This is a genomic window from Pseudomonas sp. URMO17WK12:I12 (assembly GCF_000514395.1).
Classification (GTDB): domain Bacteria; phylum Pseudomonadota; class Gammaproteobacteria; order Pseudomonadales; family Pseudomonadaceae; genus Aquipseudomonas; species Aquipseudomonas mucoides.
This window is the reverse complement of the sequence record NZ_AZVV01000004.1, coordinates 380,610-396,357: the sequence shown is the minus strand read 5'-3', so window position 1 is coordinate 396,357 and position 15,748 is coordinate 380,610. Positions and strand designations below refer to the sequence as shown.

Here is a 15,748-nt window from a genome sequence, read left to right as displayed (position 1 = left end):
CAGGGATTGCGTAAACCTACAAAACAATCCACAGAGGTTGAACCATGGCTGTCAGCGAACGTGCAGGCAACAAACCGTTGATCGAGAAGCGCTCGATCGACTACATCCCGGAAGCGGAAAGACACGGTCGTCTATTTAGCCAGTTCACCCTGTGGATGGGTGCCAACCTGCAAATCACCGCGATTGTCACCGGGGCCCTGGCCGTGGTGTTGGGCGGTGATGTGTTCTGGTCGTTGATCGGTCTGTTGATTGGTCAACTGCTCGGCGGCGGGGTCATGGCGTTGCATGCGGCGCAAGGTCCCAAGCTGGGCCTGCCGCAGATGATTTCCAGTCGGGTCCAGTTCGGCGTGTATGGCGCGGCCATCCCGATCGTGCTGGTCTGCTTGATGTACCTGGGCTTCACCGCAACAGGTACCGTGCTTTCCGGTCAGGCGCTGGGCCAGTTGTTTGGCGTCAGCGACAGCGTCGGCATCCTTATTTTCGCCAGTGTCATCGTGCTGGTCACGGTGCTCGGTTATCGGGTGATCCATTGGATCGGCCGTGTGGCCAGTGTCATTGGCGTGATTGCCTTTGTTTATCTGTTCAGCCGTCTGATGAGCCAGGTTGATGTGGGCGCACTGTTGCAAATCCGCCACTTCAGCTGGAGCAGTTTCTTGCTTGCGGTATCGCTCGCGGCCTCCTGGCAGATCGCTTTCGGCCCTTATGTGGCTGACTACTCGCGCTACCTGCCGAGCAAGATTTCTTCGGTGAAAACTTTTTTTGCCGCAGGCGCAGGTTCGGTCATTGGTGCGCAGGTCGCGATGGTCCTCGGCGTGTTCGCTGCTGCATCGGCCAACGGCCAATTCGCTGGGCATGAAGTCGCCTACATCGTTGGTCTGGGCGGTACCGGTGCCACCGCTGCGCTGCTGTATTTCAGCATCGCGTTCGGCAAGGTCACCATCTCCACGCTGAACTCCTACGGCAGCTTCATGTGCATTGCGACCATCATCAGCGGTTTCCGCGGTGACCTGAAAGTATCGCGCCTGCAGCGTCTGGTCTTCGTGCTGGTGATCGTTGGTGCTGCGACCCTGATGGCGTTGCTCGGCCAGCACTCGTTCCTCGGTGCGTTCAAGTCCTTCATCCTGTTCCTGCTGGCGTTCTTCACGCCATGGAGCGCGATCAACCTGGTGGATTACTACTGCATCACCCGCGAGCGCTATGACGTGCCGGCACTGGCCGATCCTAACGGTCGCTACGGCCGTTGGAACGCCCTCGGTATCAGCGTCTATGTCTTCGGTGTGCTGGTGCAGTTGCCGTTCATCTCCACCAAGTTCTATACCGGTCCGCTGGTGGCGGCCCTGGGTGATGTGGATATCTCCTGGATCATCGGTCTGGTGATTCCCGCGGCCCTGTATTACGTGTGTGCGAAAAAATGGCACGGCACCGTGCCCGATCAACTGATTCTGCCGATCGAGCAGGACAGTGTTGTACAACCTAAAACAAACGGGACCGGTCGCGTTGCGACGCAGGCCTGATTGGACGTGGACAGGGCTGGATGCCTCTTGACTGCCGTAAGCCAATTCATGATTAGGAGCGTCACAACAATGAAATCGAACAAGACCCTGCTGACCACATTGCTTTCCATGGGCCTGCTGGCCAGTGCTGGCGCCACTCAGGCGGCTGGTTGGTGCGAGTCGGGCAAACCGGTGAAATTTGCCGGCCTGAACTGGGAAAGCGCGATGCTGCTGACCGACGTGATGCAAGTCGTGTTGGAGAAGGGCTACGACTGCAAGACCGACAGCCTGCCGGGCAACTCCATCACCATGGAAAACGCCCTGAGCAGCAACGACATTCAGGTGTTTGCCGAAGAGTGGGTCGGTCGCAGCGAAGTCTGGAACAAGGCCGAGAAGGCCGGCAAGGTCGTCGGTGTCGGCGCACCTGTGGTGGGCGCTATCGAAGGCTGGTACGTGCCGCGTTACGTCATCGAAGGCGATGCCAAGCGCAAGCTGGAAGCCAAAGCTCCCGACCTGAAAAACATTGCCGACCTGGGCAAATACTCGGCGATTTTCAAGGACGCTGAAGAGCCCTCCAAGGGCCGTTTCTACAACTGCCCGGCCGGCTGGACCTGCGAGCTGGACAACAGCGAAATGCTGAAGAGCTACGGCCTGGAAAGCACCTACACCAACTTCCGCCCAGGCACCGGCCCGGCGCTGGATGCGGCCGTGCTGTCGAGCTACAAGCGTGGCGAGCCGATCCTGTTCTACTACTGGTCGCCAACCCCACTGATGGGCCAGATCGACGCGGTGAAACTCGAAGAGAAACCAGGCGTGAACAAGACCGTGGATATCAAGGTCGGCCTGTCCAAGACTTTCCACGAACAGGCCCCGGAACTGGTGGCCGTGCTGGAAAAGGTCAACGTGCCAATCGACATCCTCAACCAGAACCTTGGGCGCATGACCAAAGAGCGGATCGAGTCGCCAAAACTGGCGAAGATCTTCTTGAAGGAACATCCTGAAGTCTGGCACGCGTGGGTGAGCGAAGACGCAGCCAAGAAAATCGACGCGGCCTTGTAGGTTGAGCCTCTCCGACTGCCGGTAGCGGCAGTCGGACGCTTGATCGCAACCCCTTGATTGAGAGTCTCCTATGTTTCCCGAAAGCTTTACCTTTTCCATCGCCGACTGGGTCAACGGTTGGGTCGATTCGCTGGTCACCAACTACGGCGACGTGTTCCGGCAGATCTCTGACACGCTGCTGTGGGCCATCGTCAACCTTGAAGGCCTGCTGCGTGCGGCGCCTTGGTGGTTGATGCTCGCCATCGTCGCGGGCATTGCCTGGCACGCCACGCGCAAAGTCGTGACCACGGCCGTGATTGTCGGGTTGTTGTTCCTGGTGGGTGCGGTCGGCCTCTGGGACAAGCTGATGCAAACCCTGGCGCTGATGATGGTCGCGACGATCATTTCGGTGCTGATCGGCATTCCGCTGGGCATTCTCTCGGCACGTAGCAATCGCCTGCGTTCGGTGCTGATGCCGTTGCTCGACATCATGCAAACCATGCCGAGCTTCGTGTACCTGATCCCGGTGCTGATGCTGTTCGGTCTGGGCAAGGTCCCGGCGATTTTCGCCACCGTGATCTACGCCGCCCCCCCGCTGATTCGCTTGACCGACCTGGGCATTCGCCAGGTTGATGGTGAAGTGATGGAGGCGATCAACGCTTTCGGTGCGAACCGCTGGCAGCAACTGTTTGGCGTGCAACTGCCCCTGGCCCTGCCGAGCATCATGGCCGGGATCAACCAGACCACCATGATGGCGCTGTCGATGGTCGTGATTGCCTCGATGATTGGTGCCCGTGGCTTGGGCGAAGACGTACTGGTGGGGATTCAGACCCTCAACGTCGGACGTGGCCTGGAAGCCGGTCTGGCGATCGTGATTCTGGCTGTGGTGATCGACCGCATTACTCAGGCGTACGGTCGGGCACGGCATGAGGTGAGCAAATGAACAACGCGACCGTAAGCAAGATTGAAGTCAAAAACGTCTTCAAGATTTTCGGCAACCGCTCCAAGGATGCGCTGGCGATGATTGGCCAGGGCAAGACCAAAGACCAGGTGCTGTCCGAAACCGGCTGCGTAGTCGGCGTGAACGATCTGTCCCTGAGCATCGGCACGGGCGAGATCTTCGTGATCATGGGCCTGTCGGGTTCCGGCAAATCGACTCTGGTGCGTCACTTCAACCGCCTGATCGACCCGACCAGCGGCGCGATCCTGGTGGACGGCGTGGACATCCTGCAATACGACATGGAAGCCCTGCGCGAATTTCGCCGGCACAAGATCAGCATGGTGTTCCAGAGCTTCGGCCTGCTGCCGCACAAGACTGTGGTGGACAACGTCGCCTACGGCCTGAAAGTGCGCGGCGAGAGCAAGCAAATGTGCTCCGAGCGCGCGCTGCACTGGATCAACACCGTGGGCCTCAAGGGCTACGAAAACAAATACCCGCATCAGCTCTCGGGCGGCATGCGTCAGCGTGTGGGCCTGGCCCGCGCCTTGGCCGCCGACACCGACATCATCCTGATGGACGAAGCGTTCAGTGCCCTTGACCCGTTGATTCGCGCCGAGATGCAGGACCAGTTGCTTGAACTGCAAAAGACCCTGCACAAGACCATCGTCTTCATCACCCACGACCTCGACGAGGCCGTGCGCATCGGCAACCGCATCGCGATCCTCAAGGACGGCCGCCTGATTCAGGTCGGCACCCCGCGCGAGATCCTGCATTCGCCGGCGGATGAGTATGTCGACCGGTTTGTGCAACGTCGGGCTGCAGTGGTTTAAAAGATTTGCGGTGACTTTTGCCGGCCTCATCGCGGGCAAGCCCGCTCCCACAGGGATTGGTTGTGTTGCATAAATTTTCTTCACACAACAGAACACTGTGGGAGCGGGCTTGCCCGCGATGGGGCCGGTAAAGCTGCATCAATATTCAGGTTTTACGCACGAGGTCAAAGATGTCCCAGGCTGAAAAAATCGTTATCACCGAAGCGCAGGTCCGCTGGCAGGATGTGGTCGCCGTTGCCCGTCATGGCGCGCAGCTTGAGCTGTCGGCGCCGGTCTGGGCACGCATTGAAAACGCCCAGGGCATCGTCCAGCGCATCGTCACCAGCGGCGAGCGTGCCTATGGCATCAACACCGGGCTGGGCGCGTTGTGCAACGTCTCCCTGCAAGATGAACAACTCAGCCAGTTGTCGCGCAACACCCTGCTCAGCCACGCCTGTGGCGTGGGCGCGCCGCTGACCAACGAGCAGACGCGCGCCATCATGTGCGCCGCCGTCGTCAACTACAGTCACGGCAAATCCGGCCTGCACCGCCAAGTGGTCGAAGCCCTGCTGGCGCTGCTCAACCGTGGCATCACCCCGCAAGTGCCGTCCCAGGGTTCTGTGGGCTACCTGACGCACATGGCTCACATCGGCATTGCGCTGCTGGGTGTTGGCAATGTCAGCTATCGCGGGCAAATCGTTTCCGCTCAGCAAGCCCTGGCCGAAGAAGGCCTGCAACCGGTCAAGCTCGGCGCCAAGGACGGTTTGTGCCTGGTCAACGGTACGCCGTGCATGACCGGCCTCAGCTGCCTGGCGATTGCCGACGCCGCGCATTTGCTGCAATGGGCCGATGTGATCGGCGCCATGAGTTTTGAAGCCCAGCGCGGTCAGATCGATGCGTTCGACGTCGAGATCATTGCGCTCAAGCCGCACCCAGGCATGCAGCAAGTCGGCGTCAACCTGCGCGCGGTGCTCGATGGCAGCGAAGTGATCGCCAGCAGCAAAGGTATTCGTACCCAGGACGCCCTGAGCATTCGCTCGATCCCGCAGGTCCACGGCGCTGCCCGTGACCAGCTGGTTCACGCGACTCAACAAATCGAAAACGAACTCAACGGCGCCACCGATAACCCGTTGGTGCTGGGCACGCCGGACAACTACCGCGTCGTTTCCCAAGCCAATCCGCACGGCCAGTCCGTAGCGATGGCAGCGGACCTGCTGGCCATCGCCATGGCTGAAATCGGCTCCATCGCCGAACGTCGCCTCGATCGCCTGATCAACCCGCACGTCAGCGGTCTGCCAGCGTTTCTGGTGGCCAATCCGGGTGTTAACTCCGGGATGATGATCGTTCAGTACGTCGCCGCGTCCCTGTGCGCGGAAAACCGGCAATTGGCGCAACCCGCCGTGCTCGACAACTACGTTACGTCGGGCCTGCAGGAAGACCACTTGAGCCTGGGCACAAACGCCGCGCTGAAGCTGCATCGTGCGCTGGAAAACTGCACGCAGATCCTTGCCATCGAGTACTTGCTGGCGGCTCAGGCGTTTGAATTCTTGAAAGAGCAACGCTTTGGCGCTGGCACCGATGTCGCGTGGCGTCTGCTGCGCGAGCGGGTTCCGGCCTACGACCAGGACCGCTGGCTTGCACCGGACATCGCCGCCGCTGCCGGTGTGTTGAAAGACCCGATTTTGCTGCACAACGCGTTGCCGAACCTGAACTGATTTCCATAACACCAGCGTGCCAAGGCGCGTCTCCCCAAAAGCGAGACGCGACGGACAACGGAAATCTCCGGAGCGTCTGGTGAGTTAATAAAAACTCTCAAAAGGAGAATGATGTGACTGCGCTTAATTTGATTCCCGGCCAACTGAGCCTTGCCCAACTGCGTGATGTTTATCAGCAACCGGTCAAAATCACCCTCGACAACAGCGCCTCGGCCCAGATCGAAGCCAGCGTGGCCTGCGTGGAACAGATCCTCGCCGAGAACCGCACCGCTTATGGCATCAACACCGGTTTCGGCCTGCTGGCCTCGACCCGTATCGCCAGCGAAGACCTGGAAAACCTCCAGCGCTCGCTCGTTTTGTCCCACGCCGCCGGTGTCGGCGAGCCGATCAGCGACGCGCTGGTACGCCTGGTCATGGTGCTCAAGGTCAACAGCCTGAGCCGTGGTTTTTCCGGGATTCGTCGCGTGGTCATCGACGCGCTGATCGCCCTGATCAACGCCGAGGTTTACCCGCACATTCCATTGAAAGGTTCGGTCGGTGCTTCCGGCGATTTGGCGCCTCTGGCGCACATGTCGCTGGTGCTGCTGGGCGAAGGCAAGGCGCGCTACAAGGGCGAATGGATGGAAGCCACCGAAGCGCTGAAAATCGCTGGCCTGACCCCGCTGACCCTGGCCGCAAAAGAAGGCCTGGCGCTGCTGAACGGCACTCAGGTATCGACTGCTTACGCCTTGCGCGGTCTGTTCGAGGGTGAAGACCTGTTCGCTGGCGCTGTCGCGCTGGGCGCGCTGACCGTTGAAGCGGTATTGGGCTCGCGCTCGCCGTTCGACGCACGCATCCACGCTGCCCGTGGCCAGAAAGGCCAGATCGACGCCGCTGCCGCTTACCGTGATCTGCTGGGCGAGCGCAGCGAAGTGTCCGACTCGCATGAAAACTGCGAAAAGGTCCAGGACCCGTACTCCCTGCGCTGCCAGCCACAAGTCATGGGCGCCTGCCTGACCCAGTTCCGTCAGGCTGCCGAAGTGTTGGCGATCGAAGCCAACGCTGTGTCGGATAATCCGCTGGTATTCGCTGCTGAAGGTGATGTGATTTCCGGCGGTAACTTCCACGCCGAACCGGTGGCCATGGCCGCCGATAACATGGCGTTGGCCATCGCTGAAATCGGTTCCCTGAGCGAACGTCGTATCTCGCTGATGATGGACAAACACATGTCGCAACTGCCCCCGTTCCTGGTGGCTAACGGTGGCGTGAACTCCGGGTTCATGATCGCTCAGGTGACGGCGGCGGCACTGGCCAGTGAGAACAAGGCCTTGGCGCATCCGCATTCGGTGGACAGCCTGCCGACTTCGGCGAACCAGGAAGACCACGTGTCCATGGCTCCGGCGGCAGGCAAGCGTCTGTGGGAAATGGCTGAAAACACCCGTGGCGTGCTGGCGGTGGAATGGCTGGCGGCGGCTCAGGGCCTGGACTTGCGCAATGGTTTGAAGACTTCGGCGAAACTGGAAAAGGCGCGTGCCATCTTGCGTAAAGAAGTGCCGTTCTATGAGAAGGATCGCTTCTTTGCACCGGACATCAATGCCGCAACCGAGTTGTTGGCGACCCGTTGCCTGAACGAGCTGTTGTCGGTGAAGTTGCTGCCTAGCCTGTAATGGCCTCTTCGCGAGCAAGCCCGCTCCCACAGTGGATCTCCAGTGTTCACACAACCCCTGTGGGAGCGAGCCTGCTCGCGATACGATTTTGAGTCGAATAAGAATAATTAAGGACGAGAAATGCAACAGCCAGCAAAAGGTTTGAAACGCGGGCTCTCTGCCCGACATATTCGCTTCATGGCACTGGGGTCGGCGATCGGCACCGGGCTGTTTTACGGTTCTGCCTCGGCCATTCAAATGGCCGGGCCTGCGGTACTGCTCGCATACCTGATTGGTGGCGCGGCGGTGTTCATGGTCATGCGCGCCCTCGGCGAGATGGCGGTGCACAATCCGGTGGCCGGCTCTTTTGGCCACTACGCCAGCACCTATCTGGGGCCGATGGCGGGCTTCATCCTCGGTTGGACCTACGCGTTTGAAATGGTCATCGTCGGCATGGCCGACGTCACCGCGTTCGGTATTTACATGGGCTTCTGGTTTCCGGAAGTCGCCCGCTGGATCTGGGTGCTGGGCATCGTTTCGGTGGTCGGCGGCTTGAACCTGTGCAACGTCAAAGTCTTCGGTGAAATGGAGTTCTGGCTGTCGCTGCTCAAAGTGGCAGCTATCGTTGCGATGATCCTTGGCGGCTTTGGCATCATGCTGTTCGGCATCAGCACGGCACCCGGTGCTCAGGCGACCGACATCAGCAATCTCTGGAGCCATGGCGGATTCATGCCCAATGGCGTGGGCGGCCTGATCGCTTCGTTTGCGGTGGTGATGTTTGCGTTTGGCGGCATCGAAATCATCGGTGTGACGGCCGGCGAAGCCAAAGACCCGCAGCACGTGCTGCCCCGGGCGATCAATGCCGTACCGTTGCGTATCCTGCTGTTTTACGTGCTGACGATGTTCGTACTGATGTCGATTTTTCCATGGCAGCAGATCGGCAGCCAGGGCAGCCCGTTCGTGCAGATTTTCGACAGTCTGGGGATCAGCTCGGCGGCAACCATTCTCAATATCGTGGTGATCTCGGCGGCGGTGTCGGCGATCAACAGTGACATCTTCGGGGCGGGCCGCATGATGTACGGTCTGGCCCAGCAAGGGCACGCACCCAAAGGCTTTGCCCGCTTGTCGCGCAACGGTGTGCCATGGATGACCGTGGTGGTCATGAGTGCCGCGCTGCTGCTGGGCGTGCTGCTCAACTACCTGATTCCGGAAAACGTGTTTCTGTTGATCGCCTCCATTGCCACCTTCGCAACGGTCTGGGTCTGGTTGATGATTCTGTTCACCCAGGTGGCCATGCGTCGTTCCATGAGCCGCGAACAGGTCGCCGAACTGAAATTCCCGGTGCCGTTCTGGCCCTATGCGCCGATGGCAGCGATTGCCTTCATGCTGTTCATTTTCGGCGTGCTGGGCTATTTCCCGGACACCCAGGCGGCTCTGATCGTCGGCGTGGTCTGGATTGTATTGCTGGTGCTGGCCTACCTGACGTGGGTAAAACCGGCGGCAGGGAAGGCAGTACCGGTAGAGCGGGAACCTTCTTTTTCTCATCGATAACCTAACGGAGGCCACGGATGAAAACTCTCTGGCAACACTGCCACGTCGCAACCATGGCGCAAGGCGTCTACTCGATCATCGAGGATGCGGCCATCGTGACGTCAGGTGCGCACATTGAGTGGATCGGCCCACGCGCTGAACTGCCGTCGGGCGAGTACCCGGCAGTCAATGATCTTAAAGGGGCCTGGGTGACTCCGGGCCTGATCGACTGCCATACCCACACGGTGTTTGGCGGTAACCGCAGCGGTGAATTCGAACAGCGTCTGCAAGGCGTCAGCTACGCGGAAATCGCCGCGGCCGGTGGTGGCATCGCCAGCACCGTGCGCGCTACTCGTGCGGCGACCGAAGACGAACTGTTCGCCAGTGCCGCCAAGCGTCTGAAGAGCTTGATGCGCGACGGCGTGACCACCGTCGAGATGAAATCCGGCTACGGCCTCGACCTGGCCAGCGAACGCAAAATCCTTCGCGTGATCCGCCGTCTCGGCGCCGAACTGCCGGTGAGCGTGCGCAGCACCTGCCTGGCCGCTCACGCCTTGCCGCCGGAATACGCCGATCGCGCCGACGACTACATCGATCACATCTGCGCCGACATGCTCCCGGCCCTGGCCGCCGAAGGGCTGGTGGATGCCGTGGATGCCTTCTGCGAATACCTGGCGTTCTCGCCGGCGCAGGTCGAGCGCGTGTTCGTCACCGCACAGGAGCTCGGTTTGCCGGTGAAGCTGCACGCCGAACAACTGTCGTCGCTGCACGGTTCGAGTCTGGCGGCGCGTTATCACGCACTGTCGGCGGATCACCTGGAGTTCATGACCGAGGACGACGCCATCGCCATGGCCAAGTCCGGCACCGTCGCCGTGCTGCTGCCGGGCGCGTTCTACTTTCTGCGCGAAACCCAGTTGCCGCCCATGGAAGCCCTGCGCAAGCACGGGGTGAAAATCGCCATCGCCAGCGACCTCAACCCCGGCACCTCGCCGGCGCTGTCGTTGCGCTTGATGCTGAACATGGCCTGCACCTGTTTCCGCATGACCCCGGAAGAAGCACTGGCCGGTGCAACGATTCATGCCGCCACCGCGCTGGGCATGGCCGACACCCACGGTTCGCTGGAAGCTGGCAAGGTCGCGGATTTTGTCGCCTGGCAAATCGATCGTCCGGCCGACCTGTCGTACTGGCTGGGCGGTGACCTGGAAAAACGCGTCGTGCGTCACGGCGTCGAGACAAGCGTTTAGGAGAGCAATTGTGGATAAGGTTCTGAACTTCAAACAAGGCCGCGTGCCGCTGCTGATCAGCATGCCCCACGCCGGCCTGCGCCTGACCCCGGCGGTCGAAGCCGGGTTGATCCCCGACGCCCGCAGCCTGCCGGACACCGACTGGCACATTCCGCAGCTTTACGCGTTTGCTGCAGAGTTGGGCGCGAGTACGTTGGCAGCCGAGTATTCGCGATTCGTGATCGACCTGAACCGGCCATCCGACGACAAGCCTTTGTATGTCGGCGCGACCACCGGTCTGTACCCGGCGACGCTGTTCGACGGCATTCCATTGTTCCGTGAAGGGCTGGAGCCGTCGAAAGAGGAGCGCGCGACCTATCTGGAGCAGATCTGGACGCCGTATCACACGACCTTGCAAAACGAGCTGGCGCGACTGAAAGCCGAGTTCGGCTATGCGTTGCTGTTCGACGCGCACTCGATCCGCTCGATCATCCCGCACCTGTTCGACGGCAAACTACCGGACTTCAATCTTGGCACCTTCAATGGCGCCAGTTGCGATCCGCAGTTGGCCACTCAGCTGGAAGCCATCTGCGCGCGTCACGGCGACTACAGCCATGTGCTGAACGGTCGTTTCAAGGGCGGCCACATCACCCGGCATTACGGCAACCCGGCCGAAAACATCCATGCGGTGCAACTGGAGTTGGGGCAGTGCACCTACATGGAAGAGTTCGAGCCGTTCCGCTATCGCCAGGATCTGGCTGCGCCAACGCAAGGGGTGCTCAAGGAGTTGCTGCAAGGTTTGTTGAGTTGGGGGGCTAAAAATTTCTTGAAGTAAAGTTGAGAGCGATTTTTGAAAATCGCTTCTTAATTTGGGATTGGCATTAAATTCTATGGTCGCCACTGTTTAATAGGTTGAAGTTACCATATATGTTTATATCTGTTTCGGGGCCAGGGTTATCGCAGTCCATTACCAGGAGGCGAAAAGTGCCTTTGATGCGTGTTCTTTCTTGATTCCACTCGTAACTTGCTATGCCTTCGGTGCCTGGGTAAGTTTCGGCTGTATCTATAACGTCGTCCTTGTCAGGTTTTTTGTCGACAATCTTGAACAGGTTGCCACTGTTTTTTATCGCGTTGGGCGGCTGGATTGCGGGAACCAGTGCTTCATTTGTTCCGCTGAGTTCCTCTCCGATATAGAGATGAATGGCGATAACCTCTTTGATGCCAGCTAAACCTGGTTTGGGGGGGAAGTCCTTATAAATATCTTGGAAGGCCTGTACTCGCCAGCATTTATTTCCTAATGAATCAACGCTCTCTTTTATGCTGATCTTATTCGCCTTGAATGCGAAATTTCCAGATGCGAATTTTATGGTTGCATTGAATTCTTCATCGAGGCCTTGTGATGTAGACGGTGTGTCCATAATATTTTCTCCGGATTGAAGTATTATCTTTTGCTGGTGTATTGCTTTCTTGTTGATTTAATATTTTTCAATGTGGGTTGTCAGCTGGCACTTCTGACAGTTTTTTATATTGTTTGGTTATAGTGTGCTGTCTATTTACGTTGTCGTTGCTTTATTAGGCTACGGCATCCGCCTTTGAGACGCAGAGCATCCCTCGCTGCATTCCCACGCGCCCACGCGGAGCAAGGGAACGATCTCGCCAGACTGTCGCCACCGTGCAAATCTCGGTCGCCACAGTTCGCTTTTACCCTCTCGCTGCTGCGTAATGTGCTGAGCACGGTGCACGAAGACACCGGCCCTCACAATAATCTGCCGCACGAGACTCTCACGATGAAAAGACTGTTCACCCGCTGTCTCTCAATCCTCTGCGGCACGGCTCTTTTGAGCACCAGCGTCCTGGCCAGTGACGATGCTTCCTGCAAAGCCGTGCGCATGGGCGTGGTCAACTGGACCGACGTCATCGCCACCAGCGGCATGGCCGATGTGCTGCTCAATGGCCTGGGCTACGAAAGCAAGCAAACCAGCGCCGTGCAGCAAATCATCTTCGCCGGCATCCGCGACAAGCGGCTCGACATCTTCCTTGGTTACTGGAAACCGGCGATGGACAAAAACATCGCGCCGTTCGTGGCCGCCAATCAAGTGAAGGTCATGGACAAACCGAGCCTGGCCGATGCCCAGGCGACGCTCGCGGTGCCGGATTACGTGGCCGCCGCCGGACTGAAAACCTTCGCCGATATCGCAAAATTCAAGGACCAGCTCGGTGGCAAGATTTATGGCATCGAGCCGGGTAGCGGCGCCAACACCACAATCAAAACCATGATCGAGACCAATCACTTTGGCTTGAAGGATTTCAAACTGATCGAGTCCGGTGAGGCCGGCATGCTTGCCGCAGTGCAACGCGCGGTGAATCGCAAGGAATTCGTGGTGTTCGTCGGCTGGACGCCGCACCCGATGAACATCAACATGAAGATCGCCTACCTGACGGGCAGTGAAGACGTGTATGGGCCGAACGAAGGCGCGGCCACCGTTTCCACCGTCACCGCGCCGGATTACGCCCAGCGTTGCCCGAACGTCAATCGTCTGCTGGAAAACCTGACGTTTACCGCGTCCCAGGAAAGCCAGTTGATGGTGCCGATCATGGAACGCAAGACGCCGCAGGACGTGGCCAGGCAATGGTTGCGCGATCACCCGGAAGATTTGCAGCGCTGGCTGGCGGGCGTGTCCAGTTTTGATGGCAAGGACGGCCTCGCAACCGTACAGGCCAGTTTGAAAAACTGACCCATCGGTAATGACGAGTGCCCCCTCGCCACAAAGGCCCTGTTCACGAAATTCTGACGGACTGACACTGGCTCATGACTCCCTACCTGCTTTCCGAACAGATGACGGCCTTCGTCGAGAAAACCGTCAGCTTCAACAGCACCGACACCAGCCTCGCCGGTTTGCGCCTGGCCTACAGCGAGATGTGCCAGGCGTTTACCCCGCCGCGTCCTGAAGGGCTCTATGTCGTCGATTTCGATTTGGCCGGTGTGGCCGTCAGGTCGTATCAGCCACACGCCTCGCCATCGTCCGATACGTGCCCGTGCATCGTGTATCTGCACGGTGGCGGATGGGTGGTCGGCGATCTGGATTCCCACGACTTCATCTGCGCCGAGCTCGCCTCGACACTCGGCGTGTTGGTGATTGCCGTTGATTACCGTCTGGCGCCCGAACATCCATATCCGGCGGGATTCGATGACTGTCTCAAGGTCTGGCGCGCGTTGCGTGCCGGGCCGTTCCGACTTGATCCAGCGCGGACGCTGGTGATGGGGGACAGTGCTGGCGGCAATCTGGCCGCGGCGTTGTGCCTGGCGTTACGCGATGCCCACGAACCACTGCCCGCTGCGCAGGTCCTGATCTATCCGGGCCTGGGCGGCGATCAGCAGTCGCCATCGCGCAGCGAATGCATCGACGCGCCGTTACTCAGCAGCAGCGATGTCGATTGCTATCACGCCTTGTACTTGCGCGGCAGCCGACAGCCGGGCGCTTATGCCATGCCATTGCTCGCCGGGCATTTCGGTGGACTGCCGCCGGCCTTGATTGCCGTCGCGCAATTCGATCCTCTGCGCGATGACGGTGTGGTCTACGCCGAACAACTGGAAGCCGCTGGCGTGGACACTACGTTGTACTATGGCGAAGGGCTGGTTCACGGCTGTTTGCGCGCGCGCGGCCAGGTCGCCGAGGTGGACGAACTCTATGAAACGCTGCTCGGGTTTTTGGCTGACAGACTCTGACGCAGCAAGGGGCATGCTCATTGACGTAATTCGGGTTTATGATGCCGGACGGCAGAATAATAGAAGTCCCCCCAGGGATGACCTCGACCCCTTACGGAGCGCGCAATGCAGACTTTGTACCCACAGATCAAACCCCACGCCCGGCACGATCTGGCCGTCGATGACACCCATACGCTCTACGTCGACGAAAGCGGTTCACCGGAAGGTTTGCCGGTGGTGTTCATCCACGGCGGCCCCGGCGCCGGGTGTGATGCCCAGAGCCGTCGGTATTTCGATCCAAACCTGTATCGCATTGTCACCTTTGACCAGCGTGGTTGCGGTCGCTCCACCCCCCACGCCAGCCTCGAAAACAACACCACCTGGGATCTGGTCGCCGACCTTGAGCGAATTCGCAAGCATCTGGGCATCGACAAATGGGTGCTGTTTGGCGGCTCCTGGGGTTCAACCCTGGCGCTGGCCTACGCGCAAACCCACCCGGAGCGTGTCCACGGCCTGATCCTGCGCGGGATCTTTCTCTGCCGTCCGCAGGAAATCGAGTGGTTCTACCAGGCAGGCGCCAGCCGTCTGTTCCCCGATTACTGGCAGGACTACATTGCGCCGATCCCGCTGGACGAGCGCGACGACTTGCTCAGCGCTTTCCACAAGCGCCTGATCGGCAACGACCAGATTGCCCAGATGCATGCGGCCAAGGCCTGGTCCACGTGGGAAGGCCGGACCGCAACGTTGCGTCCGAATCCGCTGGTGGTCGATCGCTTCTCGGAACCTCAGCGCGCGTTGTCGATTGCACGCATCGAATGTCACTACTTCACCAACAACGCCTTCCTTGAGCCCAACCAGCTCATCCGTGACATGGGCAAGATTGCCCATTTGCCCGGTGTAATTATCCACGGTCGCTACGATGTGATTTGCCCGCTGGATAACGCCTGGGAATTGCACCAGAACTGGCCGAACAGTGAGCTGCAGATCATCCGTGACGCCGGCCATGCAGCGGCCGAACCGGGCATCACCGATGCGTTGGTACGGGCCGCCGGCCAGATGGCGCGCCGCTTGCTCGATCTGCCGCCCGAAGAAGCATGAAGGGGTTGTTGCAACGCGTACGGGGTGCGCGAGTCGAGGTCGCGGGGGAAGTGGTGGGGGTGATCGACCAAGGGTTGCTGGTACTGGTCGCCGTCGAGCCCGAGGATACTCGGGCCAGCGCCGACAAACTTCTCAATAAGCTGCTTAACTATCGGGTATTCAGCGACGCTGAGGGCAAGATGAATCTGTCCCTGGCGGATGTCGGTGGCGGGTTGCTGCTGGTCTCACAGTTCACCCTGGCTGCTGACACTAAAAGCGGGCTGCGTCCGAGTTTTTCGACCGCGGCCCCTCCTGCGTTGGGTGAGGAGCTTTTCGACTATCTATTAGGCAAAGCGAAACAGGTGCATGGCACTGTGGCATCAGGTAGATTCGGCGCGGATATGCAGGTGCACCTGGTCAACGATGGTCCGGTAACCTTCCTGTTACAGACCTGAAAGCGCTTGAAACAACTTTTTAAGAGCTTTTCGACTGTAAACAGGCGTTTTTCGCGAGAAATACTTTGTTGCGCCTGATGCGTTGTAACGCGGCCTACTAGATAATCGCGCGCTACGGGGATCGGCGTTCGTTGGTC

Annotated in this window: 14 protein-coding genes; 13 read left to right on the top strand and 1 reads right to left on the bottom strand. The window is 59.5% G+C overall.

Features of this window, described 5'->3' with window-relative positions:
* Positions 1-44: 44 nt before the first annotated feature.
* From D882_RS0104555 to hutG, 9 genes are all read left to right on the top strand, one after another.
* Positions 45-1,514: a cytosine permease gene (locus D882_RS0104555; RefSeq protein ID WP_027922141.1), complete on the top strand. Its 1,470-nt coding sequence runs from the start codon at positions 45-47 to the stop codon at positions 1,512-1,514.
* Between the two features lie 69 nt (positions 1,515-1,583).
* Positions 1,584-2,552 carry an ABC transporter substrate-binding protein gene (locus D882_RS0104550; RefSeq protein ID WP_027922140.1) on the top strand — a complete coding sequence of 323 codons (969 nt, stop codon included), beginning with the start codon at positions 1,584-1,586 and terminating at the stop codon, positions 2,550-2,552.
* Positions 2,553-2,622: 70 nt separating this feature from the next.
* Positions 2,623-3,474, top strand: coding sequence for a proline/glycine betaine ABC transporter permease (locus D882_RS0104545; RefSeq protein ID WP_027922139.1), 852 nt, complete (start codon positions 2,623-2,625; stop codon positions 3,472-3,474).
* Positions 3,471-4,301, top strand: a complete 831-nt coding sequence (locus D882_RS01000000130820) for a glycine betaine/L-proline ABC transporter ATP-binding protein (RefSeq protein ID WP_007948989.1) — start codon at positions 3,471-3,473, stop codon at positions 4,299-4,301. The genes D882_RS0104545 and D882_RS01000000130820 overlap by 4 nt, the downstream gene beginning before the upstream one ends.
* A 170-nt stretch (positions 4,302-4,471) precedes the next feature.
* The gene (gene hutH, locus D882_RS0104535) at positions 4,472-5,995 is read left to right on the top strand and encodes a histidine ammonia-lyase (RefSeq protein ID WP_027922138.1); all 1,524 of its coding nucleotides are present in this window, start codon (positions 4,472-4,474) and stop codon (positions 5,993-5,995) included.
* 113 nt (positions 5,996-6,108) lie between these two features.
* Positions 6,109-7,641: a histidine ammonia-lyase gene (gene hutH, locus D882_RS0104530; protein ID WP_027922137.1), complete on the top strand. Its 1,533-nt coding sequence runs from the start codon at positions 6,109-6,111 to the stop codon at positions 7,639-7,641.
* A gap of 120 nt (positions 7,642-7,761) precedes the next feature.
* A complete protein-coding gene (locus D882_RS0104525; RefSeq protein WP_027922136.1) occupies positions 7,762-9,171 on the top strand; it encodes an amino acid permease in 1,410 nt (469 codons plus the stop codon).
* A 17-nt stretch (positions 9,172-9,188) separates the two neighbouring features.
* Complete coding sequence (gene hutI / locus D882_RS0104520; protein ID WP_027922135.1) at positions 9,189-10,394, top strand: imidazolonepropionase; 1,206 nt, start codon at positions 9,189-9,191, stop codon at positions 10,392-10,394.
* 10 nt (positions 10,395-10,404) lie between these two features.
* Positions 10,405-11,208 (top strand): N-formylglutamate deformylase, encoded by an 804-nt coding sequence (hutG, locus tag D882_RS0104515; RefSeq protein ID WP_027922134.1) that lies wholly within the window; start codon positions 10,405-10,407, stop codon positions 11,206-11,208.
* Between the two features lie 46 nt (positions 11,209-11,254).
* On the opposite strand, the gene D882_RS0104510 is transcribed toward hutG, so the two are convergent.
* Positions 11,255-11,791 (bottom strand): hypothetical protein, encoded by a 537-nt coding sequence (locus D882_RS0104510; protein WP_027922133.1) that lies wholly within the window; start codon positions 11,789-11,791, stop codon positions 11,255-11,257.
* A 369-nt stretch (positions 11,792-12,160) separates the two neighbouring features.
* Between D882_RS0104510 and D882_RS0104505 the strand changes: the two genes are divergently transcribed.
* The 4 genes from D882_RS0104505 (at position 12,161) to dtd (ending at position 15,611) form a co-directional block, all read left to right on the top strand.
* Positions 12,161-13,108, top strand: coding sequence for a choline ABC transporter substrate-binding protein (locus tag D882_RS0104505; protein WP_027922132.1), 948 nt, complete (start codon positions 12,161-12,163; stop codon positions 13,106-13,108).
* 74 nt (positions 13,109-13,182) lie between these two features.
* Complete coding sequence (locus D882_RS0104500) at positions 13,183-14,100, top strand: alpha/beta hydrolase (protein WP_027922131.1); 918 nt, start codon at positions 13,183-13,185, stop codon at positions 14,098-14,100.
* A gap of 105 nt (positions 14,101-14,205) precedes the next feature.
* Positions 14,206-15,177 carry a prolyl aminopeptidase gene (pip, locus tag D882_RS0104495; protein ID WP_027922130.1) on the top strand — a complete coding sequence of 324 codons (972 nt, stop codon included), beginning with the start codon at positions 14,206-14,208 and terminating at the stop codon, positions 15,175-15,177.
* The gene (dtd, locus tag D882_RS0104490) at positions 15,174-15,611 is read left to right on the top strand and encodes a D-aminoacyl-tRNA deacylase (protein WP_027922129.1); all 438 of its coding nucleotides are present in this window, start codon (positions 15,174-15,176) and stop codon (positions 15,609-15,611) included. Before pip ends, dtd begins: the two co-directional genes overlap by 4 nt.
* The last annotated feature ends 137 nt before the right edge of the window (positions 15,612-15,748 follow it).

Coding starts and splice junctions, on each gene's coding strand:
- D882_RS01000000130820 (WP_007948989.1), top strand. CDS start 3,471: ATGAACAACGCGACCGTAAGCAAGATTGAAGTCAAAAACGTCTTCAAG.
- dtd (WP_027922129.1), top strand. CDS start 15,174: ATGAAGGGGTTGTTGCAACGCGTACGGGGTGCGCGAGTCGAGGTCGCG.
- D882_RS0104525 (WP_027922136.1), top strand. CDS start 7,762: ATGCAACAGCCAGCAAAAGGTTTGAAACGCGGGCTCTCTGCCCGACAT.
- hutH (WP_027922138.1), top strand. CDS start 4,472: ATGTCCCAGGCTGAAAAAATCGTTATCACCGAAGCGCAGGTCCGCTGG.
- D882_RS0104555 (WP_027922141.1), top strand. CDS start 45: ATGGCTGTCAGCGAACGTGCAGGCAACAAACCGTTGATCGAGAAGCGC.
- D882_RS0104550 (WP_027922140.1), top strand. CDS start 1,584: ATGAAATCGAACAAGACCCTGCTGACCACATTGCTTTCCATGGGCCTG.
- D882_RS0104545 (WP_027922139.1), top strand. CDS start 2,623: ATGTTTCCCGAAAGCTTTACCTTTTCCATCGCCGACTGGGTCAACGGT.
- D882_RS0104505 (WP_027922132.1), top strand. CDS start 12,161: ATGAAAAGACTGTTCACCCGCTGTCTCTCAATCCTCTGCGGCACGGCT.
- D882_RS0104500 (WP_027922131.1), top strand. CDS start 13,183: ATGACTCCCTACCTGCTTTCCGAACAGATGACGGCCTTCGTCGAGAAA.
- hutI (WP_027922135.1), top strand. CDS start 9,189: ATGAAAACTCTCTGGCAACACTGCCACGTCGCAACCATGGCGCAAGGC.
- D882_RS0104510 (WP_027922133.1), bottom strand. CDS start 11,791: ATGGACACACCGTCTACATCACAAGGCCTCGATGAAGAATTCAATGCA.
- pip (WP_027922130.1), top strand. CDS start 14,206: ATGCAGACTTTGTACCCACAGATCAAACCCCACGCCCGGCACGATCTG.